The following is a 22,809-nucleotide window of genomic DNA, read 5'->3' on the forward strand; positions in this document are numbered from 1 at the left end:
TGAAAAAACCGGATCTTGTCTAAATCCACCACCTTTACATTGTAGATTTCTAAGCTGGGAGGTCGAGCGCGGCGGCCGTCAGCGCGCGTGCCCGGCGGGGAGAGCCCAGCAGCTCCACCGTGTCCGACAGCTGGTCCACGCACCCCGCCACCGGCAGCCCCCTGACCACCGGATCCGTCACCGACGCCATCAGCGACCGCGCGAACCGCTCCCCGCCGATCACCCGGAACGGCCGGTCGTGGAACCCCCGCACCCCCTCCTCCAGCCGTTCGGTCAGCGCCATGCGGTTCTGCAGCGCCGCCAGCCGTCCGTACGCCGCCGTCAGGCCCTCCTCCCGCTCGCGCCACGACCGCGCCGCCATCGCCGCCGCCAGCGCCTCGCCCAGCTCGGCCGAGCCCGGCAGCCGGGTCAGCGCGCTGCCCAGCCATTTGGCGTACGGCGGGTAGCGGCGACGCAGCAGCAACGCCAGCCGCATCACCTCCCGCGCCAGCCGCGCCGCCACCACGGCCGACCCCAGCTCGTCCCCCACCTCCGCGCACCGCCCCGGGAACGGCTCCTCCTGGCCGATGCGCTGCCACTGGCAGGCCAGCACGTACCGCCACACGTCCTGCGGATACCAGCGCAACGCCTGCCGGGCCGCCTCCAGCCCCGCACCCGGCACCCCGTCGCAGAACACCTCGCCGCCCGTCACCTCGGCCAGCGTCTGCCACGGCACCGACAACCAGTCCAGCAGGGACACGCCCGCCCGCGGATCGAACCCGAGCCGCCCGACCAGCCACTCCCCCAGCTCGGCGACCACCACCCCCGGCTGCCGCACCCCGTGATACTCGAACACGGTGTCAAAACCCCCGAACCGGTCGGGCAGCCCCGCCGCCACCCGCTCCCGTACCGGCTCCACCTGACCGGCCGGCACGAACAGCAGCACCCTCGGCCCCCAGTCATGGTCGGCCGAGCGGGCCGTGTCGAACGCGAGCACCTCCGACCCCGGGCCGATCAGCGCGGCGCTGTGCCGCACCCCGGGAAGGAGCGGCGCGACGACTTCGCCGTAGAAGGCACGAGAAAGCTCAATACCAGGCACAAAGTTGGACATCACGCCGTCAACTCTGCACGAGCACCGCCCGAACCTCACCCGGTTTTCCCAGCGCCGATGACAGCGTGGTGACCGACCGGACACGCCAGGGGGAGGGACCCGTTGACCAAGGTCGTCGCCGACATCTCCGTATCGCTGGACGGCTACGTCACCGGCCCCGACCCCGGACTCGAACACGGCCTCGGCACCGGCGGCGAACTGCTGCACGCCTGGGCCCGCCGGCCCACCGACGTCGACGCGCGCGTCCTGGGCGCCGCGGCCCGCGCCACCGGCGCGGTCATCATGGGACGGCGCACCTTCGACGTGGTCGACGGCCCCTACGGCTGGGGCGACCCGCTCGCCTACGGCTCGGCCCGCGAGCAGGCGCAGACGCCGCCCGTGCTCGTCGTCACCCACGTCCCGCCCTCAGCGGTACGCCGGCCCGAACTGTTCACCTTCGTCACCGACGGCCCCGCCGCGGCCGTCGAGCACGCCCGCACCGTGGCAGGGGACGGCGACGTCGTCGTCATGGGCGGCGCCGATCTGATCGGCCAGGCCACCGACGAAGGGCTGCTCGACGAGCTGCGCCTGCACCTGGTGCCGCTGCTGCTGGGCGCGGGCACCCGCCTGTTCGCCCACGTGCGCCCGCGCCAGTGGGAGCCGGTCGAGACGCACTTCTCCCCCCTGGCCACCCACCTGACCTACCGCGCCATCACCTGACCCACCCCCCGCTGCCCCCGGCGGGGTTCAGCCTGCGACGTGGCAGGCCAGCACCAGGCGCCGGCGGTAGCCGAGGCGCTCGTACACCTTGATCGCCGCGGCGTTGACGTCGTCCACCATCAGCGCCGCGCGGCCGTGCGTGGCCACGAGCTGGGACGACATCCACCCGCACACCCGCTCGGCCAGCCCCCGCCCGCGGAAGCGGGCGGCCGTGGCGACCCCGGCCAGCAACCCCACCGACGGCGCCGACCAGGCGTCGGCCGCCACCGCCGCCAGCTCGCGCCCCACCCGCGCGCCCGCCCAGCGCCGCACCCCGGCCGCGCCCGGCACCGCGTACGAGGAGGGCGCGTCACCGGCCAGCAGCGCCGTGATCTCCTGCTCGGCGTCGCCGTCCAGCCAGCCGACCACCGGCGGCGGGCCCGCGGCCTCACCGCCCAGCGGACCGGCATCCAGCCGCGGGCCGGCCCGCAGAGGACCGGCTTCCAGGGGTGGCGTGCCGGGCTGGCCGGTGCGGGCGCGGGGCGGCCCCGTCAGGCTCATCCACGAGAACGCGCCGCTCTCCCGCACGCCCTCCAGGCTCGCCGCCACCCGCCGCATCAGCTCCCGCTCGCCCAGCGGCCGGTAGGTCGGCCCCAGCTCGGCCAGCGCGTGCCGGACCAGCTCGGCCGCGTCGTCCGGGTCGCCCCACACCGCCAGCCGGTCATATCGGGCCAGGCCCGGGGCGGCGGCCACCACCGCCTCCCGTAACGCCCAGGCGCGGGCCCGGCCGCGCAGGTCCTGGGCCGTCCACACCACCAGGTCGTCGTCGCCGCACGCGGCGCGCACCGCGCCCGGGTCGCCGAGCCGGTGGATCACAGGATCTCGCCCGGCCGGTACGCGGCGGCCTGCGGGTGCTCGGCCACGACCTGCCCCACCTGCTGCACCACCTCGGCCACCTGCGCGGCGGCCGCGCCGGTGAAAGAGACCCGGTCGGCCAGCAGCGCCTCCAGCTCGGCCCGGTCCAGCGGGAAACGCTCGTCGCCGCCCAGCAGGTCCAGCAGCTCGTTGGACGCGCCCCGCGACCGCATCGCCAGCGCCGCCGCCACCGCGTGCTCCTTGATCAGCTCGTGGGCCTGCTCGCGGCCCATGCCGGCGCGCACGGCGGCCATCAGCATCTTCGTCGTGCCCAGGAACGGCAGGTAGCGGCCCAGCTCGGCCGAGATCACCGCCGGGAACGCGCCGAACTCCTCCAGCACCGTCAGCATCGTCTCCACCAGCCCGTCGAAGGCGAAGAACGCGTCCGGCAGCGCGACCCGGCGCACCACCGAGCAGGACACGTCGCCCTCGTTCCACTGGTCGCCGGCCAGCTCGCCCACCATCGAGGCGTAGCCGCGCAGCACCACGGTCAGGCCGTTGACGCGCTCGCAGGAGCGAGTGTTCATCTTGTGGGGCATCGCCGAGGAGCCGACCTGCCCCTCCTTGAACCCCTCGGTGACCAGCTCGTGCCCGGCCATCAGCCGGATCGTCCTGGCCAGCGAGGACGGCGCGGCCGCCAGCTGCACCAGCGCCGAGACCACCTCGAAGTCCAGGGAGCGCGGGTAGACCTGCCCGACGCTGGTCAGCCGCCGGGAGAACCCGAGATGCGCGGTGACCTTCTCCTCCAGCTCCGCCAGCCTGTCCTGGCGGCCGCCCAGCAGGTCGAGCATGTCCTGGGAGGTGCCGACCGGGCCCTTGACGCCGCGCAGCGGGTAGCGGCCGATCAGCTCCTCCAGCCGGTGGTAGCCGGCCAGCAGCTCGTCGGCGGCCGAGGCGAACCGCTTGCCCAGCGTGGTGGCCTGCGCCGCCACGTTGTGGGAACGCCCGGCCATGACGGTGGAGGTGTGCTCCTCGGCCAGGGAGGCCAGGCGGGCCAGCAGCGCCACGACGCGGTCGCGGACCAGCAGCAGGCTGTCGCGGATCTGCAGCTGCTCGACGTTCTCGGTCAGGTCGCGCGAGGTCATGCCCTTGTGCACCTGCTCGTGCCCGGCCAGCGCGTTGAACTCCTCGATGCGCGCCTTGACGTCGTGGCGGGTGACGCGCTCGCGCGCCGCGATCGAGTCCAGGTCGACCTGCTCGACCACCTTCTCGTAGTCGGCGACCGCGCCCTCGGGCACCGCCACCCCGAGCTCGGCCTGCGCCCGCAGCACCGCCAGCCACAACCGCCGCTCAGCGATGATCTTGTACTCGGGAGACCACAGGCGGGCCAGCCCGGGTGAGGCGTAGCGGGCGGCCAGGACGTTCGGGATGCGCGGCTTGGAAGTCACGTTGGACAAGTCTATTCACACCCCGTCACCCCCACCGCATCCAGCCCGCGCGGGCGTCCCGGCGGCCGCGTTCGCGCGCACGGAGGGGCGCTGACCAGCGCCGTCGCACCTCCGGCCGGACGGGGGCCATGTTTCCGCCCGTCCTGGCCGGTAAGTACGGAAGTCGCGAGGACCCGACCAGAAAGGCATGAACATGAGCACCGACGACAAGATCCGCAACAAGGCCCAGGAGCTCAAGGGACGCGCCAAGGAGAACATCGGCGACGCCACCGACAACGAGAGCCTTCAGGCCGAAGGCCGCGCCGACCAGACCGAAGGCGGCCTGAAGCAGGCGGGCGAGAAGGTCAAGGACGCCGGCAAGAAGGTCAAGGACGCCTTCAAGAAGTGATCGCCGCGGGCCTTGGGGGGCGGCGCGGGGGGTCGTACCGACCTCGCACCGCACCGCCTCCCCCGCTTCCCGGTCACCGGCCCTTGCCGCTCAGCCGCGGCTGTTCGGGCCGGTCGGACCGTCACCGGAAGCGCGTGCCCCACGTCGGCTAGCTGTTGCACTCCCGGGACAGGACCTTGCCGGTCTTGGCGTCCGTGCAGGTCTTGCACGTACGGTCCGGGCTCCCCGTGATCGGTTCCTTGGTGGTCTTGCACTCGCGCTCGGTCGACTGCTCCGGCTGCTTGGTCTTCTGCTCGCAGTACTGCTTCTTGTACCCGCCGCCCTTCTTGTCGCGGCAGTAGTAGCACCGCTTGTTGCCTTCCTCCAGATATTTGCACTTGGGCGCGCCACTGGCGGCGCCGCCCGCGGCACAGTCGGCAAGCGCAGCCGGCGTGGCGGGCGTGGCGGTGGTGGCATGGACTTTCTCCCCCAGCGCCTGCGAGGCCATCGAAGGGGCGAGGGCGGCAGCGACAAGGGCGCTCACAGCGCATGCTTCCTTGAACACGTTTCCTCCCACAGGACATCTTTCTCTGGCCCCTCCATCGTGACCCGCCCCCACCAGCAATCGTCAAGACATCGATCCGGAATTTATTTTCCGCCCCCGAACGCATTTCTCGGCCCGAAACCTGGCGGCGCATTTCTATTACGCGGTCAACGCCACCTCCAAAAGCACTCTTTACTTCATCGGGCCGTCCGCCGTTCCCGCCGCCCGGCCGCATCCTCTGGAGGCTCCCGGACTCGAACGACGTGGAGGCGCTCGAAGTGTTCCGAGCGCCTCCACGCACGAGAAGCGGCTACTTATCGGGGACGGCCTGCGCGGTCAACTGGCCGCGCGTGGGGCGACACCCGACTCCCTTGTTCTCTTTGTGCCACACCCATCCGACCTCTACGACGAACGTGCGTTCCGTATGGCACACGATGGAGTGTTCGGCCATGAAGATGTACTTCATGCCCGCCAGCTTGAATTCGGCGTTCAGGATGCCGTGGAAGTGGTGTCCGAACCGCGTGAGCATGCAGACCCCGATGAGCGGGCTCGTGCTGCATTCAGCCGTGACCTCGGGCTCGCTTCGCTTGACCGTGGTCTTGGCGTTCTCGAGGTTGTTGGTGAGCTTGGTCTCGTGACATTCACCCGCGATCGAATACTCGACGGGCAGGGAGATGTTGAACTTGTATTCCGGCGAGTTGTTGAAGATCTTGGGCGCGATGTCGGTCGCGATGTCACTTCCGAGATTGAGGGACTCCTGCAGGAAGCACCCCTTGGCGATCACCTCCATCCCCTTCTCCTTCTTGGTGCCGAACAGCGCCTTCTGCATCGCCACGCCGAACTTCGTGTTCCAGTACTTACCGGAGTTCGGGTAGGCGAAGAACATGTTCTCGAAGGGACCCACGGCCCACCACTCGTGAGCCTTCTTCCGGCCCCAGTCCACCGGCTTGGACCACTTGGAATACACCGACGACCGTACGTACCAGTTCTTGATGCGCAGGCTCTCCACCTGCTGGCAGTAGATGTCGTACGGATTGGCCCGGCAACCTCCGGGCCCGGCGGCGGCCCCGCCCGCGCCGCCCTCGGACACCCCGCACACGGCCTCGACCGTGCCGTCGGGATGGACGAGGCCGGAGCACGGGTCATGCCCGTCGCTCGTGTCCTCGTAGTTCGGCAGGGGGACGTCGATGATGGTCAGATCACCGCAGCGGTCGAAGACGAAGATCGAGATCGTGGATTCGATGCCTTCGACGACACCGGCCGCGCCTGTCGCGGAACGCGCCTGAGCCGCGCTGACGGTTGAACTCTTCTGTTCGGTCCAGGTCCGCTTCACTTCCGTGGTGACCTTGACAGTGCCGTCGGGCATGGCCTGGATCACCGGGTTCAGCAGCTCGACTTCGGAGCCGTCACGCGTGACGCCCCTCCGCTGCATGTCCTTCAGGTTCTGCTCGAGCTCATTGTTGAGCAACGACAGCTTGGCCGTGGCAGGCGCCTGAGGGGTGACACCGGGAGCGTCCCAGACGGTCGCGGCTCCTCTTTCCAGGACGACATCCTGCGCCTGAAAGTAGGCCTTGATCCGGTCGCCGTATTCCTGTGCGCCCGAGCTCACGCCGGCTGTGGCCGCCTTCGCGCTCGCGGCGCGACCTGCCGCCGAGAGGGGCTCCAGGACACACGTGCTTCCTGGTGCGGGAGGCGGCGGGACGGCCTTGGTGGTGACCGTGGCGGCTTCCCAGCCGCTGGTGCCGAAGGCCGTCTTCGCGCGCACCCGGATGGTGTAGTTCTGCCCGTTCGTCAGGCCGGAGACGGCCGCGTATGGATCCTTCGCCTCAAGTGTCTTGACCACGGCGCCGCCGTTGTCGAGCACCTCGACGTCGTACCCGTTCAGCAGGGCGACGCTGCCGTTGCTCTCAGGCAGGCCCCAGCTGGCGACAGCGCTCGCGTCGCCACCGGAAGCCACCAGGTTGAGCACCTTTCCGGGTGGACCGGCCGGCAGATAGGTGAGCGTGAGCGACGGCTGCTGGACTGCCACTTCATCCCCGAACGCGATCACCTCGTCCTTGTTCGAGGTCAGCATCAGCCACTGATAGACGCTACTGGCGATGTCACTCTGAGGACCGCTCAGTGGAAGCGTGTACGGCGCGATGTCGGCATCGGCATCACCAGCCAGATCCGAACCCTTGGTCTCGCCGGTGACCGAACTCTGCAGCGGCGTCGCCGTGACCACCGCGCCGGCCGGACACGTACCAGCCGGACAGACGGGATCCCCGAGCTTGAGGACTCCTTCCGTCACCATCGATCCCGGAGGCAGCTCGTCGAGTTTGATCTTGACGAGCGCCACGGTCTTCTCGGTACCGGCGCCCCCAATGCGCGCCGTGGTCGCGTCGGTCACCGTGCACGGGTGGCCGTCGCAGGCGGTCGGGTCGGTCTTGGCCGACTTGATGACGAAGTTGTCCTTGCCCAGGGTCAGGTGCCGCACGTCCTCCACCGGGGGCGGCGGGGGCGTGCCCGGGGTGGTGAAGGACACCGGGGCGGTCTTGGGGGTGCAGACCTCCTCGAGCATCGGCGTGGTCGGCGTCGTCGGGGTGGTCGGCGTGGTCGTCGGGGTGGGGGTAGGGGTCGGGGTCGGGGTCACGCCGATCGGGGCCTGCATGTCCGCCTGGATCTCGGCGGCGGTCTGCGCGCGGTTGTAGATGCGCAGTTCGTCGATCGCGCCGCCGAAGTACTCGCCCCAGTTGGTGTTGGCGCCGATCTGCAGGGCGCCGCCGGAGTCCTCCAGAGCGCCGACGGCCTTCTGCGCGACCTGTTGCCCGTTGACGTACAGGCGTGCGGTGGTGCCGTCGTGGGTGACCGCCAGGTGGGACCAGGCGCCGGTCGAGAGCGCCGCCGTGCCGTCGACCTGCTGGTGGACGCCGCCGGAACGCAGCCAGCTGCTGGGGGTCAGGCCGTTGGAGGCGTACAGGCCGTAGCCGACGCCGTCCGTGTAGTCCTTGAAGGCGACGCTGCGCCAGCCGCTCAGGCTGGTGGGGTTGATCCATGCGGACATGGTCATGCCCCGCGGCAGCACCAGGCCGGCGTTGTGCGGGACGGAGACCTTGCTGGACGTGCCGTTGAAGGACAGCGCCCTGCCGTACTTGCCGGCGGTCCAGGTCGTGTTCTGGGCGGTTCCGGTGTTGTTCTTGCCGGAGACGTCGCCGACGCTCGTGCCGGCGCCCTCGTTCATGCCGTAGGCGGCCACGAGCCCCTGGGGAAGCGGCGTGGGGGTCGGTGTCGGCGTGGGCGTGGGGGTCGGCGTGCTGCCCGGCGTCGTGGTGCCGCCCTGACCGACGGCGCAGGCCACCATCTGCCACTTGTAGGTGGTGCCGGGCTGGACCGTGTTGGCGGGAATCTGGAAGGAGGCGCGTTCGCCGCCGCTGACGCTCCGGGTCCCGAGCGGAGCCGACCCGACCGGGGTTCCGGCGTTGTCGTACAGGTAGTACTTGGCGGTCACCGGCCCGCCGGAGGGGCGGTTGACCATGCCGGACAGGATCGGCTGGGTGGGGTCGGCCATGCCGGTCTCGGTGTCGGTGGGCAGCGTCGCCGCGTCGGACGTGATCCGGTAGGCCGGGCTCTCGCTGCAGGACGGCGGCGTCACCCCGGTCCGGCACGCCTTGACCACGAACTTGAAGCTGGCCGGATTGTCCAGGGAGAAGATCCTCTCCGGGGTCTGACCGGCCGGCACGCCGTTGTTCGTCGTCGTGCCCGGAGCGGTGACCATCGTGCGCAGGTCGGACGCCGACAGGACCCTCTGGTAGGCGTGGACGTCGTCGATCGCGCCGGTGAAGGGCGTGTGGTCACCGGCGATCTGCCCCTTGCCGAACTGGAAGGCGCCGCGGGCGTTCCACGTCACGGTGTGATCGCGCTCGTCGGCCAGCTCGCCGTCGACGAACAGGCGGATCTTGTGAGCGCTCTGGTCGTACTGGATCGCCACATGGCTCCATCGGCCGACCCGGGCGATGTTCTTGGAGACCGCCCACTGTTCGTAGATCCGATCGGAGATGTCCTGGGTGACCATGGTGAGAATCCACCGCTGATCCACCTCGGGAACCGTCGAGCGGGCGTAGGCCAGGGTGAAGGCCGGCTGGTTGACGCCCTGCTGGGAGAAGACCACCTGGTCCTCGGCGCTGTCCTCAAGCCTGACCCAGGCCGTCACCGTGTAGCTCTGATCGGTGTTGAGCACCGGCCCGGCGGTGGCGCCGGTACCGCCGGACAGCTTGAGAGCCTGACCGACCTGCCCCGGGACGCGGCTGTAGGAACCGGTCAGGGTGGCGTTCAGGTTGTGGCCGGAGGCGTCGGCCGCGCCGGCCCCGGAGGTCTCGTCCAGCTTCCAGTAGCCCGCCTCCCCGGTGGGGAGCTGCGCGGGCGGCGGCGCCATGGTGGAGTCGTTGACGCTGACGGTGTAGTCGAGGGGGGTCGCCTCGGGCACGCCGGACTTGTAGGTGACCTTGACCGCGGTGGAGCGGGCGATGGCGTCGTTGCCGCTCAGAGAGTCGATCGACTCGGCGGCGACCGTCGGGATCTCCGGCGGCAGCACCCAGTCCACGCTCAGCTTGGGCACGTTCTGGTTGTAGGCCTGAGGCCAGAAGTCGAAGTTCTCGCTGGCATTGGAGGCAGGGGTGCTCTCGGTGCCCAGCTGCATCATCAGCCCGTGGTTGGGGGCGCCGCCGGCCCAGGCCTGAGCCATCGCGGTCAGATCCCAGCTCCACACCGCCCCGGCGGTCTGCGGCTGGATGCACGGATTGATCGAGGAGCGCCCGTCGGGGGTGGTGGCGGGCTGCCTGCTCCAGAACGTGTCGTCGGCCACCCACGCCTCGGTGATCCGATGCGCGAAGATCGACTGGTAGTTGACCAGGCAGGAGCTGGCGTTGGCCCGCAGGGTCAGCTGCATGGTGGCCTTGAGCACGTTCCGGTTGGCGATCGACGTGGTGTCGAAGGCCATCAACGCCCGAAGCGTCTCGGGGACGTCGGTGCAGGTCTGGTTGGGCCACGTCCCGGTGCAGCGCCGGTAGTTCTGGCGGCCGACCCTGCCCGGCGCGATCTGGGAGTTGGGCGACATGATCCCCACCTCTTGGGTGACGCCCAAAGTGGTGGTGGGATCGACGGTCACCGGGTACCGGGTGGCCGGGTCGGCCAGCCAGGCCGGATCCGGCTTCAGCACCAGGACGGTCCGGCCGTCCTTGGTCTCCACGCTCGTCCTGACCTTGGCCTCGCGGCCCGGCTGGTCGTCGGCGGTGTCGGCCGCGGCGGCGTCCCACATCCGGGGCGCCGGAGCCGACAGGGCGGTCTTGCCCTTGCTGTTCTTCAGCGCCAGCCCGCCCCCCTTCGACATCGACAGCGTCAGGCCGTCGGTCTCCACCGGCAGCCGGAACTCCACCGGCTTCGTGGGCCGCTCGCGCAGGACGACGTCGTGCCGGAACCCGGTGGGCAGGGCCGTGGCCACGAGATCGGCGCCGGGCCCGGCGGCGTCGGCGTACCGGGCCTTGTCGCCGGTGATCTCCGGGCGTGGCAGTGGCGCGCCCCAGGACAGGGCGACCCGCTGTTTCCCGTCACGTGCCAGTGAGGCGAACGGGCCATCGCCTCCCAGCGAGAAGCTCACGTCGGCCTTGGCCAGCTTCGGCTGCAGCACGCCGTCCCGCTCCACCAGGCTCGTGTCGATCCGGCCCCAGCCGCCGTCGGCCTGTTTGAGCTGCACCGGCCCGTCGTAGGCGTGGGTGGTCAGGTGCCCGTCGGGATAGGCCCACACGCGGGCCGACTCGGTGAAGGCCGCCTCCACCGGCACCGGCTTCCCGGACTTGCGCGCCTGGGCCACCGCCGCCCGCAGCGGCGCGTCCGGATCCTCCGGCTTGGGGAAGGTCGTCATCGACGGAGGTGCGGGGGTCGCGGCCGGAGCCGGTTCGGGGTCGGCCGACGCCACCGTGGTTCCGGCCACCAGCAGCGACGCCGCCACCGTGAGCGTCGCGGCGACGGCGAGGCGTCTGGGCGGCTTTCCGCTCACCGTTGCCGCGCTGACTAACTTGTTCACTAACACTCACAATCTGTCACGAGTTGGATTAGCAAACAAGCTTTACCTGCCGTCAAGATCGCCAGGCAACAAGATCCGGGATCACAATAAGATAAACATAAAATTTGTAACGGCCGCCGTCGACGGCGCGATATATCTGGCCAAATTACTGGTAATTGTCATTCTCACAATACGCGGAGTGGCAAGGCGATCACACCAGCAAAACCGGCCTCCGCGGCACGCTGTGGTGCCAACGTCCCCCATAACCACCACAGCCCAGCCCCACTGTGGGGCAAATGCACACGTTGCCGCCCGCAGGCCACAGAAATTACATATGAAGCACCTGGCCCGCGCCAGAAACGCCGAATTCCCGCAACGAAAGGAACGGCACATGCCCCATGCCCACGGAACACACCGCGACCTCCTCCGCCGGGCCGCGGCAGCGCTCGGCGCGCTCCTCATGGGCGTCTCCCTCGTGGCCGGCGCCACGACCCCCGCGCACGCCGCCGGCGGCTGCGCCGACAGGTCGCAGAACGGCTGGACCATCCGGCTGTGCGCCAGCAAGAACGGGCTCGACCTGATCTCCGACATGTACGTCATCACCAAGGGACAAACCGGCAACGGCTGCAGAGGCGAAGGCCACGCCACCTCATCCGGCCGGCCGATGGGATACCTCGACCTCACCGGCTGCGCCGACATCGCCGTCAACACCCGCTACGTCATCGCCTCGCAATGGGCGGCCGGCGGCGCGCAGGTCACCACCCGCGCGGTCATCTTCGAGAGCCTGTCCCCCTTCCGCGCACTGTTCGACCAGAGCGCCTCCTTCAGCGACGTCTGACGGCCCCCCGGACGGCCGGATGCCCGGCGCGAGGTGAGAGACCTCGCACCGGGCATCCATGACCCCACCCACCCCCGGCGCCGCATGAGGTCGGCGCCGGGGTGCTCCGCTCACGACGTGGGCGTGAGGACCTTGGCCTCGTGCTTGGGCGCCGACGGCTTGCGCCCCATCCGCTCCTTCGCCCGCTCCACCACCGTGTACAACGTCGGGACCAGCACCAGCGTCAGGAGCGTCGAGGACACCAGGCCGCCGATCACCACGATCGCCAGCGGCTGCGAGATGAACCCGCCCGAACCGGTCACCCCCAGCGCCATCGGCGTCAGGGCGCAGATCGTGGCCACCGCCGTCATCAGGATCGGCCGCAACCTGCGCCGGCCGCCCTCGATCACCGCCTCGACCACGCCCAGCCCCTGATCCCGGTACTGGTTGATCAGGTCGATCAGCACGATCGCGTTCGTCACCACGATGCCGATCAGCATCAGCATGCCGATCAGCGCCGGCACGCCCATCGCCGTGTCCGTCGCCACCAGCAGCCCGATCGCGCCGGTCGCCGCGAACGGGATCGACACCAGCAGGATCAGCGGCTGCACGAAGCTCCGGAACGTCGCCACCATGATCATGAACACGATCGCGATCGCCGCCAGCATCGCCATGCCCAGGTCGGAGAACGCGTCCGCCTGGTCGGCCGAGGCGCCGCCGATCTCGTACCGGGCGCCGGCGCCCAGCGACACCGACTTCAGCTTCGTCGTCAGCTCCTGCGTGACCGTGCCCAGGTCCGAGGCCTCCACCTTGCCCGACACCGTCGCCGAACGCTCACCGTCGATCCTGGTCACCTGCGTCGGACCGGCCACCTGCTCCACCTTGGCCACCGACGACAACTTCACCAGGCCCGCCGCCGTCGGCAGCTTCAGGTCCTCGATCGCCTTGACGTCGTCGGGCGCGTCGCCACCGCGCAGCACCAGGTCGCTGCTGCGGCCGTCCAGGGTGATCTGACCCAGCGGCGCGCCGCGGAACGCCTGCGCCACCGCCTGGCCGACCTGCCCCTCCGACAGCCCCTTGGCCGCCGCCTTCTCCCGGTCCACCGCGACCTCGATGCGCGGCGCGCTGGCCTCCAGGTTCGACGACAGGTCACGCAGACCCTTCACCTGGCCCATCGCACCCTTGACCGCCTCGGTCGCCGTGCGCAGCGACTCGGCGTCGGGCGCCTGCACGATCACGCTCACCGTGTCGGAGGAGAACCCGCCCCCGCCGGCGCCGCCGACCGTCACCTCGCCGACCCCGGACAGGCCCGTGATCTTCTCCCGGAGCTGCTGCTCCACCGTCGCCGGCTCGGCGCCGTCCTTGACCGTCACCGAGAACGACGCCCGGTCCGCGCCGCCGCCCACGCCGCCCTGCATGGCGTTGCCGCCACCCACGTTGACCTGGTACGTCTCCACACCGGCCAGCCCCGACAGCACACCCTCGACCTTCTTGGCGGCTTTGTCCGTCGTGGCCAGATCGGTGCCGACCGGCATCTTCTGCGTCAGCGAGATCGTGTTCTGCCCGGAGGAGTCCAGGAAGTTCGTCCGCAGACCGCCCGCCAGGCCCATCGTCCCGACGAACACCGCCACCCCGATCAGCACCGTCACCAGCTTGAACCGCGTGGCGAACCGCAGCACCGGCAGGTACGCCCGCTGCAACGGGCTGCGCAGCTCCTTGGCCTCGGCCTCCTCACGCTGGGCCCGCGCCTGCTCCGGCGACAATGACGGCGCCTTGAGGAACCAGTACGCCAGCACCGGCACCACCGTCAGCGACACCACCAGCGAGGCCAGCAACGCCACCGCCACCGTCACCGCGAACGGCCGGAACAACTCCCCGACCATGCCGCCCACGATCGCGATCGGCGCGAACACCGCCACCGTCGTCAGCGTCGAGGCCGTCACCGCCCCCGACACCTCCCGCACCGCGGTCAGGATCGCCTGCAGCTTGGCCTCGCCGTAACCCAGATGGCGCTTGATGTTCTCCAGCACCACGATCGAGTCGTCGACCACCCGGCCCACCGCGATCGTCAGCGCGCCCAGCGTCAGCATGTTGAGCGAGTAGTCACCCGCCCACAGCGCCAGCAACGCGATCACCACCGACAGCGGGATCGACACCGCCGTCACCAGCGTCGAACGCACCGACAGCAGGAACACCAGGATGACCAGCACCGCGAACGCCAGCCCCAGCAGGCCCTCGGTGGTCAGGTTCTCGATCGACTCCTCCACGTACGGCGCCTGGTCGAACACCACCGACACCTGCGTGTCGGAGGAGTCGCCCAGCGACCGCGTCAGCTCCGGCAGCTTCTCGCGGATCTCGTGGGAGATCGTCACCGCGTTGCCGTCGGGCGTCATCGTCACCGACACGCCGAGGCTCGTTCTGCCGTCGGTACGGGTGATCGTCGAGGCGTCGGCCAGGCCGCGCTTGATCTCGGCCACGTCACCGAGCTTGACCGGCTTGAGCGGCTTGGGCCGCGCCACCTGCTGCGGCAGCGCCGCACGGCCCGTCTGGGCCGGCTGCCCGGCCTGCGGGCGGCCCTGCGCCTGCCCCGGCGTCTGTCCCGGCGTCTGGGCCGGGGACTGGGCCGGGGACTGGGCCTGCTGCTGGGCGGGCTGCGCGGGCGTCAGGTAGAGGTTCTTCAGCTTCTCCAGCGAGTCGACCCGCGCCCCCACCTGCACGGTCAGCGACCTGCCGTCGGAGGTCAGCGACCCGGCCGGGATCGGCGTGCCGTTCGCCTTGAGCACCTCGGGGATCTGCGCCGCCGACACCCCGGCCAGCGCCATCTTCTTGACGTCCGGCTCGATCGTGACGACCTCGTCACGGGTGCCGGTGACCGCCGCCTCGCGCACGCCCTCCACGCTCTGCAGCTCCGGCACCATGATCCGGCGCAGCTTGTCGGCCATCGCCCGCTCGTCGCCGCCGTCGCCCACCGCCAGCACCAGCACCGGGATGTCGTCGGTGTTGCCCGCCACCACCTGCGGATCGACGCCCTGCGGCAGCGAGATCCTGGCGACGGCCTGCTGCATCTTGTTCAGCGAGGCCTCGATGTCGGTGCCGTACTCGAAGGCCACCTGGATCTGGGCCATGCCCTCCTTCGACGTGGAGGTCATCTGCTCCATGCCGGGGATCCCCTGGAAGGAGTCCTCGATCGGCTTCGTCACCTGGTCTTCGACGATCTCCGGCGAGGCGCCGGGGAAGGGCGCGATGACGAACGCGCCCGGATACGCCAACGACGGCAGGAGCTGCTGCTTCAACTGCGGAATCGTGAACGCGCCGAACGCGGTGATCACGACCGCCACCAAGATCACAAGACTGCGGTTGACCAGACTCAACCGGGCGAAAGCGGTCATAGGCTCCCCTCCAAAGTTCGCCCCAGACTAACACTTTGCCTTATACGAATATTTAGCCTGATCCAGCTTTCCTGATAACCTTCTCAGGAAGCGAGAGGTGAGCGTGAGCGACGACCGCGAAGACCTGATCCGCCGGATCACCGAGACACAGCGCGACCTGGGAAGACTGTTCACCCGGCAACAGTCCCCCCTGTTCAGCTCCAACCTCACCATCCGGCAGCTCCGCGTCGTCATGCAGCTGTCGACGCACGGCTCAGCCTCCGGCCAGGACCTCGCCCACACCCTCGGCGTCAGCCTCGCCACCGTCACCGGCATCGTCGACCGCCTGGTCGCCCAGGGCCTGGTCAGCCGGCACGAAGACCCCAACGACCGCCGGGTGCGCCGGGTCGAGCTCACCCCCGCCGGCGCCACCCTGATCGCCGAGATCAACGACGCGGGCCTGCGACACTACAAGCGCATCATGTCCCACCTCGACACCGAGACCCTGCGCGCCCTCGACCACGCCACCCGCCGCATCCGCGAAGTCGCGGACAAGCTCTACAACGAATGACCCGCCCGGGGCGCTCCCGATCGTCGCCGCTTTTTCGGTGGATTAGGGATGAATGTCACCAGCCCACCGGCTTTACATTGTAGATTTCAAGCGGGACAGCATCGGCGGGAGCTCGCCCTCGCAGGCCACCGTCAGCCGCCGCGTCGCCCGGGTCACGGCCACGTACAGGTCGTGGCCGCCCATCGGCGACTGCTCCAGGATCCCCGCCGGATCGACCACCACCACCCCGTCGAACTCCAGGCCCTTGGCCTGCGTCACCGTCAGCACCGCCACCGGCGCGTCCAGGTCCGCCGACCCCGGGAACAGGGCCGCCACCCGCGCGTGCAGCGCGTCCGGCGTGATGACCCCCAACCGGCCGCCCTCGCCCCGCGCGCTCAGCTCGGCCCGCTCCGCCGCCACCAGCGCCGGCAGCTCCGCCACCGCCGCCCGCACCGCGCGCGGCTCGTCGCCGCCGTCGCGCACCGACTCCGGCGGCTCCTGCCACGGCGCCACCGCCGCCAGCACGTCGGCCGCCACCCGCATGATCTCCACCGGCGTGCGGTAGTTGACCAGCAGCCGCTCCTCCCGCCAGCGCCCCTCCAGGTACGGGTCGAGCACCTGCGCCCACGAGCGCGCCCCCGCCGCCGACCCCGTCTGGGCCAGGTCGCCCACCACGGTCAGCGACCGCGCCGGAACCCGCCGCACCACCGTCCGCCAGGCCATCGGCGACAGCTCCTGCGCCTCGTCCACGATCACGTGCCCGTACGCCCACGTGCGGTCGGCCGCCGCCCGCTCGGCCGTCGTCAGCCCCGCGCCGTCGTCGGCCTGCCGCTCGGCCAGCACGTCGGCCCGGTCGAAGACGCCCCCCTCCAGCAGGCCGGTGGTCTCCAGCACCTCGCGCGCGTACAACTCCTGCTCGGCCCACTCCTCCCCCGCGCGCCGAGCCGCCACCCGCTCGGCCGAGTCGTCGTGGCCCAGCAGCTCGGCCGCCTCGTCCAGCAGCGGCACGTCGCCGACCGTCCACGGCGACTCGCGGGGCCGCACCAGCGGCGTCCAGTCCAGGCCCGGCGGGCACACCGACCACAACGTGTCCGGCGCCGACAGCAGATCGGCGACCAGCTCCTGCGGCGTCAGCTCCGGCCACAGCTCGGCCACCGCGCGCCGCACCGGCTCCTCACCCCACAACCGCTCGGCCGCCAGCGCGATGTCCGTCTCGTCCAGGTCGCCCTCCAGGTCCAGCGGCTCGGCCAGCTCCGGGTCGTCGGCCGCCAGCTCCTCCAGGTGCAGCGACTCCTCCAGCGCCCGCGCCTCCGCCCTGGCCAGCTCCTTCAGCAGCTCGGTGACGTACAGCTTGCGGGCCATGTTGTGCGGCAGGCGCACCGCCCGCGCCCGCTCGCGCAGCCGCACGCACACCGCGTGCGGCACGCGCAGCCGCAGCCCGTCGAGCTCCACCTCCAGATCCCCCGCGGGCACCCGCTGCCGCTCGGCCACCGCCGCGGCCACCACCTCGGCCATCCGCAGATCGCCCTTGACCACCGCGGCCGCCGGCGGATCGGCCGCCACCGCCCGCACCCCCGGGAACAGCTCGCCCACCGTGGCCATCACCACCTGCGTCTCCCCCAGCGCCGGCAGCACCTGCCCGATGTAGCGCAGGAACATCGGATTGGGCCCCACCACCAGCACCCCGCGCCGCTCCAGCGTGTCGCGGTGGGTGTAGAGCAGGTAGGCGGCCCGGTGCAGCGCCGCGACGGTCTTGCCGGTGCCCGGCCCGCCCTGCACCACCAGCGCCCCCTGCAGGCCCGCCCTGATCACCCGGTCCTGCTCGATCTGGATCGTGGCCACCACGTCGCCCATCCGGCCGGTACGGCCGCGCCGCAGCGCCGCCAGCAGCGCCGCCTCGCCCACCAGCGTGCGCCGGTCGCCGTCGGACATGCCCTCCAGGTCGAACACCTCGTCGTCGATGCCGACCACCGTGCGGTCCTTCAGGTGCAGATGCCGGCGCCGCACCAGGCCGCCCGGGTCGGTGGCGGTGGCCACGTAGAACGGGCGCGCGGCCGGGGCCCGCCAGTCGATCAGCACCGACTCGTGATCCTCGTCCCGCAGCCCGATCCGGCCGACGTACGTGCTGAGGCCGCCGGAGTCGTCGATCCGGCCGAAGCACAGGCCGCGCTCGACCGCGTTGAGCTGGGCCAGCCGCCGCGCCTGCTCGGAGGCGGTCACCTCGCGCTCGAAGCGCGCCTGCCGGGTGCCCGTCGCGCCGCCGCCGGCGTACACCTGGCGCAGCGTCGCCTGCGCCCGCTCCCTGGCCGCGTCGAGCCTGGCGTACAGCCACCGGACCGTACGCTGCTCGCTGTCAAGGGCTTCCGCGAGACCATCTTGACGATTAGCCATTCCCTGCTATACTCCTTTACGGGAGCTCTGTGGAGCCGCTTCTCGTATTGCCGAGTTCACGAGCCTAGCCCTCCTTCGCCGTTCCGGCAACCGACGCCGCCCGCCCGCCTTCTCACGGCTGCTGCTAGCTTGAGCGCTCGTGTCGGACTATCTGCGTGACCTGTTCTCCCTGCGCGGCCGCCGCGCGCTCGTCACCGGCGGCAGCTCGGGCATCGGCCTGGCCATGGCCGAGGCGATCGGCCGGGCCGGGGCCGAGGTCGTCCTCGCCGCCCGCAGGCCCGCCGAGCTCGACCGGGCCGCCGAACGGCTGCGCGCCCACGGCGTCACCGCCTCCGCCGTCAGCGCCGACCTGCACGACCGGGACGACCTCGCCCGCCTGTGCGCCGCCGCCGGAGAGATCGACATCCTGGTCAACGCCGCCGGCAACAACATCCGCAAGCCCATGGCCGAGCTCACCCCCGGCGACTACGAGCAGACCATCGCCGTGCACCTGACCGCCCCCTACCTGCTCGGCCAGCACTTCGGCCCCCGCATGGCCGCCCGCGGCAGGGGCCGCATCATCAACGTCGGCTCCCAGCAGTCCATCAGCGCCTTCGGCGACAGCGGCGTGTACGGCGCCGCCAAGGCCGCCGTCGCCGGCCTGACCCGCTCGCAGGCCGAGGCGTGGTCGGCGCACGGCGTCTGCGTCAACACGATCATCCCGGGATTCGTGCTCACCCCGCTGACCGAACCCGCCCAGGCCGTCCCCGGCCGCGTCGAGGAGCTGGCCGCCCGGCACATGACCGGCCGCAACGGCGTGCCCGGCGACTTCGCGGGCGCGGCGGTGTTCCTGGCGGGGGACGCCTCGGCGTTCGTCACCGGCCAGCTGCTCTTCGTCGACGGCGGCTTCTCCGTGCACTGACGGCGGGTGGGCGGCCCGGACCGGCGCCTTTACGTTGTAGATCAGGTACTGCGGCGGGCGCGGTAGGCGCTGGCCTTGGCGCGGTTCTGGCACGACAGGCCGCAGAACCGGCGCGAGGCGTTGCGGGTCGCGTCGAAGAAGACCAGCTCGCACGCCGCCGCCTCGCACGTGCGCAGCCGCACCCCTTGCCCGACGCCGATCACCATGGCCAGCCCGGTGGCCATGTCGGCCGCCCACGCGTCCACCAGGCCGGCGGCGGGCCCGTGGAAGGCCAGGACCGGCGGGTCGCCGTGGAGGTTGGGTACGGCGCCGTGCCGCAGCAGGGCCCGGTTCAGCACGGCCGGCGCGGCGGGGCTCGCGGTGAAGGCGGCCCGCAGCTCGTCGGCCACCCCGGCCAGCCGGTCGGCGTCGGAGCCGGTCAGCGCCCTGCTGGGCGTCCATCCATGCCGGACGAAGGCGGCCTCGAGCGCGGCGCGCCGGTCGGCCGGCGGCCCGGCGGGACGGCCACGCACCTGGGTAACGGCCAGTTCGTTGACCAGCAACACGGCCAGATCAACCCATCTACCGACATACCTGTCAATTTGCGACTGGCCGGTGATACGCCACGCGTCTGTCGTCACCGGCGAAGCTTACCTAGACAGTGAGGACGGGCGCATGAGGGTCACTCGAAGCCGGGCGCGGGCTGCCACAGGCTGATCTCGGTGCCCTGGTCGTCGGTGCAGGAGCAGCCGCGGCCGGACTTGCTCTCGTACACCTCGCCCGTCGTGCCGCCGAGCTCGTGCACCCGCTTGACGGCGGCGTCGATGTCCTCGACGTGGTAGTAGAGGTTGGGCTGCGCGGACGGGCCGCCGGCGCGCAGGCCCATCGGCACGTCGGCGTTGGTGACGTGCAGGTAGCGCTCGTGCTCGCGCCTGAACTCCCAGCCGAACAGCGGCCCGTAGAAGGCCGCCGCCCGCTCCAGGTCCTCGACCGACAGGGTGTAGTAGCCCAGCTGGACACTCATGCACGTCTCCCCGCAATAATTGCCGCTATCGTTAAGCACCAACACCATAACGGAAGCAGGCAAAGATTAACAACAGCGTTAACGACCTGGACGCCATGCTGGCCGCCCTCGCCGACCCCACCCGGCGCAAGGTGATCGACCTGCTGCGCGAGGGCCCGCGCCCGGCCGGCGAGCTGGCCCAGGCGGTGCGGATGAGCGCCCCCGCGCTCAGCAGGCACCTGCGCGTGCTGCGGGCCGGCGGCCTGGTACGGGCGGAGGCGGGCGGCGACGACGCCCGGCTGCGGCTCTACACCCTGCGCCAGGAGCCGTTCGCGGCGCTGCAGGCGTGGCTGGACCAGGTGCAGGCGTTCTGGGCCGAGCAGCTCGGCTCGTTCAAGGACCACGTGGAGCGCGGTCAGTGAACGCGGTGCGGGCGGCGGTCGTCGTGCCGGTCGATCCGGCGACCGCGTTCCGGATGTTCACCGACGAGATCGACCAGTGGTACGTGCGCGGCCGCCACAGCTGGGTCGACCCCGCCCGCGCGGTGGCCATCCGCTTCCAGGACGGCTACCTGCGCGAGCTGTGGGGCGACGGCGGCCACGCCGACATGGGCCGGATCGTGCACTGGGAGCCGCCCCACCGCCTGGTCTGGGCCGACCTGCTCAACCCGGGCGGCCGGATGGAGATCGAGGTGGCCTTCACCGCCGTCGAGGACGGCACAGAGGTGCTGCTCGAACACCGCGGCCTGGACACCCTGCCCCCCGACGTGGCCGGGCGCATCCGCCGCGGCTACTCCTGGAACATCGTGCTGGGCTGGTTCGCCGCCCGATGGACGCGGGCGTGATCAGCGACGGCCGTACTTCTTGTGCACGGCCTGCTTGCTGACGCCGATCGCGTCGGCGATCTGCGCCCAGGGCAGCCCCGCCACCCTGGCCCGGCGCACCTGGACGGCCTCCAGGCGCTCGATCTCGCGCCGCAGCGCGGTGGTGGCGTGCAGGGCCAGCAGCGGATCGTCGTCCTGCGCCTGCCTCATCAGGGACGCCAGGTCGTTGGTCATGCCCTAACGGTAGTCCACGATCGGCCGCCGGCTCGGCGGGTCATCGCGCGTCCAGGGCCAGCCGGACGCCGAGGCCGATGAGCACGACGCCGGAGATCTGCTCCAGGCGGCGCCTGACGGCCGGGCGGCCGAGGAGGTCCCTGGCCCTGGCGACGGCCCAGATGAGCAGGCCGTACCAGAGGGTGTCCACCAGCACCCACACGACGGCGAGGGTCACCAGCGTCAGCGGCACGTTCTGCCCGGCCGGCACGAACGGCGGCAGGAACGACATCGCGAACACCGCGGCCTTGGGATTGGCCAGACAGGTGCCGAGCCCGGACAGGTAGGACCTGCGCAGCCCGGCCACCGGCTCCCCCTCCACCGGCGCGCCCTCCGCCTGCGGGGTCGCCCGGCGCGCCTTCCACAGCGCCTGCGCGCCCATCACCACCAGCACGACCGCGCCCGTGACGCGCATGACGTCGTAGGCGACCTGCGAGGCCACCAGCAGCGCCGACAGCCCGAACGCGGCGGCCAGCCCCCACAGCAGGATGCCGGTCTCGTTGCCCAGCGTGGCCGCCAGGCCGCAGCCGCGGCCGGCGCGGAGCGTCTGGCGCAGGATGATGGCGGTGCTCACCCCGGGGACCATGGCCACCAGGAAGCACGCGCCGACGAAAGCCAGAAGGTACATGGTGGGCATGCTGACAGAGAAGGCAGCCCTTTTCTCGCCATTTATCCGGACAAGTTGATCTAGAGGTACAGCTTGCCGAGGCCGGTCACCGCCTCGGCCATCAGCACCCGCAGCTCGGCCGGCTCCAGCACCTCGACGTCGGCGCCCATGCGCAGCAGCAGCCAGCGCGCATGCGTGAGCGACTCGACCGGCACGGTGATCGTCCGCCAGCCCTCGGGGTCGGGCTCGCCCGCCGCGGCCAGCGCCGCGGCGACCACGTCGGACCCCATCGTGTACGCCAGCAGGTCCTCCCGGCCGGGCGCGAGCCTGATGACGGCCTCGGCGGTGTACATGCGCTCGCGGAACTCCTTGGCGTACGCCCGCCAGAACGCCGCCAGCTCGAACCCCTCCGGCCTGCGGAAACGGCCCGGGAGCTGCTCGACGGTGAGGATGCGCGAGACCCGGTAGGTACGCGGCGAGCCCTCGGGCGGGGCGGCGACCAGGTACCAGGAGCCGCCCTTGAGCACCAGCCCGTACGGGTGGATCACCCGGTCGACCTCCCGCTGCCCCCACCGGCGGTAGGTCATGTGCAGCGGCCGCTGCTCCCACACCGCCTCGGCCACGTCGCTCAGGTGCGGCACGTCGTCGGCCGAGCGGTACCAGCTCGGCACGTCCAGCAGGAAACGCTCGCGCATGCGCGAGGCCTGCGAGCGCGGCTCGGGCGGCAGCGCGGCCAGCAGTTTCAGCTCCGCGGTCGCCGCGACGTCGGCCAGGCCCAGCTCGGCGGCCGGTCCGGGCAGCCCGGCCAGGAACAGCGAGGACGCCTCCTCGGCCGTCAGCCCGGTCAGGCGGGTGCGGTAGCCGTCCAGGAGCTGGTAGCCGCCCGCCGGTCCGCGGTCGGCGTAGACCGGGACGCCGGCCGCCGACAGGGCCTCGACGTCCCGGTAGACCGTGCGGATCGACACCTCCAGCTCGGCGGCCAGCTCGGGCGCGGTCATCCGGCCCCGCGTCTGCAGCAGCAGGAGGAGGGAGAGCAGGCGGCTGGCACGCATATTCGTCATTGTATTGCGCACATTCT

Annotated in this window: 19 protein-coding genes; 7 read left to right on the forward strand and 12 right to left on the reverse strand. The window is 71.1% G+C overall.

Going from position 1 to position 22,809, the window contains the following annotated elements; genetic code table 11:
- Positions 1–49: 49 nt before the first annotated feature.
- A complete protein-coding gene (locus ACIBQ8_RS06940) occupies positions 50–1,078 on the reverse strand; it encodes a DUF4037 domain-containing protein (protein ID WP_397174174.1) in 1,029 nt (342 codons plus the stop codon).
- 114 nt (positions 1,079–1,192) lie between these two features.
- Here ACIBQ8_RS06940 and ACIBQ8_RS06945 point away from each other — a divergent pair, with 114 nt between their 5' ends.
- Positions 1,193–1,789, forward strand: coding sequence for a dihydrofolate reductase family protein (locus ACIBQ8_RS06945; RefSeq protein ID WP_397191410.1), 597 nt, complete (start codon positions 1,193–1,195; stop codon positions 1,787–1,789).
- 27 nt (positions 1,790–1,816) lie between these two features.
- Here ACIBQ8_RS06945 and ACIBQ8_RS06950 read toward each other — a convergent pair whose 3' ends face one another.
- Both ACIBQ8_RS06950 and purB read right to left on the reverse strand, forming a co-directional pair.
- Positions 1,817–2,644 carry a GNAT family N-acetyltransferase gene (locus tag ACIBQ8_RS06950; protein ID WP_397191411.1) on the reverse strand — a complete coding sequence of 276 codons (828 nt, stop codon included), beginning with the start codon at positions 2,642–2,644 and terminating at the stop codon, positions 1,817–1,819.
- Complete coding sequence (gene purB, locus ACIBQ8_RS06955) at positions 2,641–4,071, reverse strand: adenylosuccinate lyase (RefSeq protein ID WP_397191412.1); 1,431 nt, start codon at positions 4,069–4,071, stop codon at positions 2,641–2,643. The genes ACIBQ8_RS06950 and purB overlap by 4 nt, the downstream gene beginning before the upstream one ends.
- A gap of 193 nt (positions 4,072–4,264) precedes the next feature.
- Here purB and ACIBQ8_RS06960 point away from each other — a divergent pair, with 193 nt between their 5' ends.
- Entirely contained in the window at positions 4,265–4,459 is a 195-nt protein-coding gene (locus ACIBQ8_RS06960; protein WP_352350685.1) for a CsbD family protein, read from the forward strand.
- Between the two features lie 148 nt (positions 4,460–4,607).
- Here ACIBQ8_RS06960 and ACIBQ8_RS06965 read toward each other — a convergent pair whose 3' ends face one another.
- Positions 4,608–5,003: a hypothetical protein gene (locus ACIBQ8_RS06965; protein WP_397174166.1), complete on the reverse strand. Its 396-nt coding sequence runs from the start codon at positions 5,001–5,003 to the stop codon at positions 4,608–4,610.
- A gap of 289 nt (positions 5,004–5,292) precedes the next feature.
- Positions 5,293–11,013, reverse strand: coding sequence for a LamG-like jellyroll fold domain-containing protein (locus ACIBQ8_RS06970; RefSeq protein WP_397191413.1), 5,721 nt, complete (start codon positions 11,011–11,013; stop codon positions 5,293–5,295).
- Positions 11,014–11,410: 397 nt separating this feature from the next.
- Here ACIBQ8_RS06970 and ACIBQ8_RS06975 point away from each other — a divergent pair, with 397 nt between their 5' ends.
- Positions 11,411–11,857: a hypothetical protein gene (locus tag ACIBQ8_RS06975; protein WP_397191414.1), complete on the forward strand. Its 447-nt coding sequence runs from the start codon at positions 11,411–11,413 to the stop codon at positions 11,855–11,857.
- Positions 11,858–11,967: 110 nt separating this feature from the next.
- Here the strand turns inward: ACIBQ8_RS06975 and ACIBQ8_RS06980 are convergent, their stop codons facing one another.
- Entirely contained in the window at positions 11,968–15,225 is a 3,258-nt protein-coding gene (locus ACIBQ8_RS06980; RefSeq protein ID WP_397191415.1) for an efflux RND transporter permease subunit, read from the reverse strand.
- A 97-nt stretch (positions 15,226–15,322) separates the two neighbouring features.
- Here ACIBQ8_RS06980 and ACIBQ8_RS06985 point away from each other — a divergent pair, with 97 nt between their 5' ends.
- Positions 15,323–15,775, forward strand: a complete 453-nt coding sequence (locus ACIBQ8_RS06985; RefSeq protein WP_387675313.1) for a MarR family winged helix-turn-helix transcriptional regulator — start codon at positions 15,323–15,325, stop codon at positions 15,773–15,775.
- 72 nt (positions 15,776–15,847) lie between these two features.
- Here the strand turns inward: ACIBQ8_RS06985 and ACIBQ8_RS06990 are convergent, their stop codons facing one another.
- Positions 15,848–18,145, reverse strand: coding sequence for a HelD family protein (locus tag ACIBQ8_RS06990; RefSeq protein WP_397191416.1), 2,298 nt, complete (start codon positions 18,143–18,145; stop codon positions 15,848–15,850).
- 139 nt (positions 18,146–18,284) lie between these two features.
- Here ACIBQ8_RS06990 and ACIBQ8_RS06995 point away from each other — a divergent pair, with 139 nt between their 5' ends.
- Entirely contained in the window at positions 18,285–19,046 is a 762-nt protein-coding gene (locus ACIBQ8_RS06995; RefSeq protein WP_397191417.1) for an SDR family NAD(P)-dependent oxidoreductase, read from the forward strand.
- 41 nt (positions 19,047–19,087) lie between these two features.
- Here the strand turns inward: ACIBQ8_RS06995 and ACIBQ8_RS07000 are convergent, their stop codons facing one another.
- Together ACIBQ8_RS07000 and ACIBQ8_RS07005 are read right to left on the reverse strand one after the other, a co-directional pair.
- Positions 19,088–19,591 carry a CGNR zinc finger domain-containing protein gene (locus ACIBQ8_RS07000; RefSeq protein WP_397191418.1) on the reverse strand — a complete coding sequence of 168 codons (504 nt, stop codon included), beginning with the start codon at positions 19,589–19,591 and terminating at the stop codon, positions 19,088–19,090.
- Between the two features lie 116 nt (positions 19,592–19,707).
- Complete coding sequence (locus ACIBQ8_RS07005; protein ID WP_397174153.1) at positions 19,708–20,049, reverse strand: VOC family protein; 342 nt, start codon at positions 20,047–20,049, stop codon at positions 19,708–19,710.
- A gap of 95 nt (positions 20,050–20,144) precedes the next feature.
- Between ACIBQ8_RS07005 and ACIBQ8_RS07010 the strand changes: the two genes are divergently transcribed.
- Complete coding sequence (locus ACIBQ8_RS07010; RefSeq protein ID WP_397191419.1) at positions 20,145–20,450, forward strand: ArsR/SmtB family transcription factor; 306 nt, start codon at positions 20,145–20,147, stop codon at positions 20,448–20,450.
- A complete protein-coding gene (locus ACIBQ8_RS07015) occupies positions 20,447–20,872 on the forward strand; it encodes an SRPBCC domain-containing protein (RefSeq protein WP_397191420.1) in 426 nt (141 codons plus the stop codon). Before ACIBQ8_RS07010 ends, ACIBQ8_RS07015 begins: the two co-directional genes overlap by 4 nt.
- Here the strand turns inward: ACIBQ8_RS07015 and ACIBQ8_RS07020 are convergent, their stop codons facing one another.
- The 3 genes from ACIBQ8_RS07020 to ACIBQ8_RS07030 are packed head-to-tail and all read right to left on the reverse strand — an operon-like array spanning position 20,873 to position 22,783.
- Positions 20,873–21,085: a hypothetical protein gene (locus ACIBQ8_RS07020; RefSeq protein ID WP_352328267.1), complete on the reverse strand. Its 213-nt coding sequence runs from the start codon at positions 21,083–21,085 to the stop codon at positions 20,873–20,875. It lies immediately after the preceding gene.
- Between the two features lie 40 nt (positions 21,086–21,125).
- Entirely contained in the window at positions 21,126–21,752 is a 627-nt protein-coding gene (locus ACIBQ8_RS07025) for a LysE family translocator (RefSeq protein WP_397191421.1), read from the reverse strand.
- A gap of 59 nt (positions 21,753–21,811) precedes the next feature.
- Positions 21,812–22,783 carry a helix-turn-helix transcriptional regulator gene (locus tag ACIBQ8_RS07030; protein ID WP_397174147.1) on the reverse strand — a complete coding sequence of 324 codons (972 nt, stop codon included), beginning with the start codon at positions 22,781–22,783 and terminating at the stop codon, positions 21,812–21,814.
- Positions 22,784–22,809: the final 26 nt, after the last annotated feature.

Origin of the sequence: Nonomuraea sp. NPDC049646, from assembly GCF_044465525.1 — a bacterium.
Lineage (GTDB): Bacteria > Actinomycetota > Actinomycetes > Streptosporangiales > Streptosporangiaceae > Nonomuraea.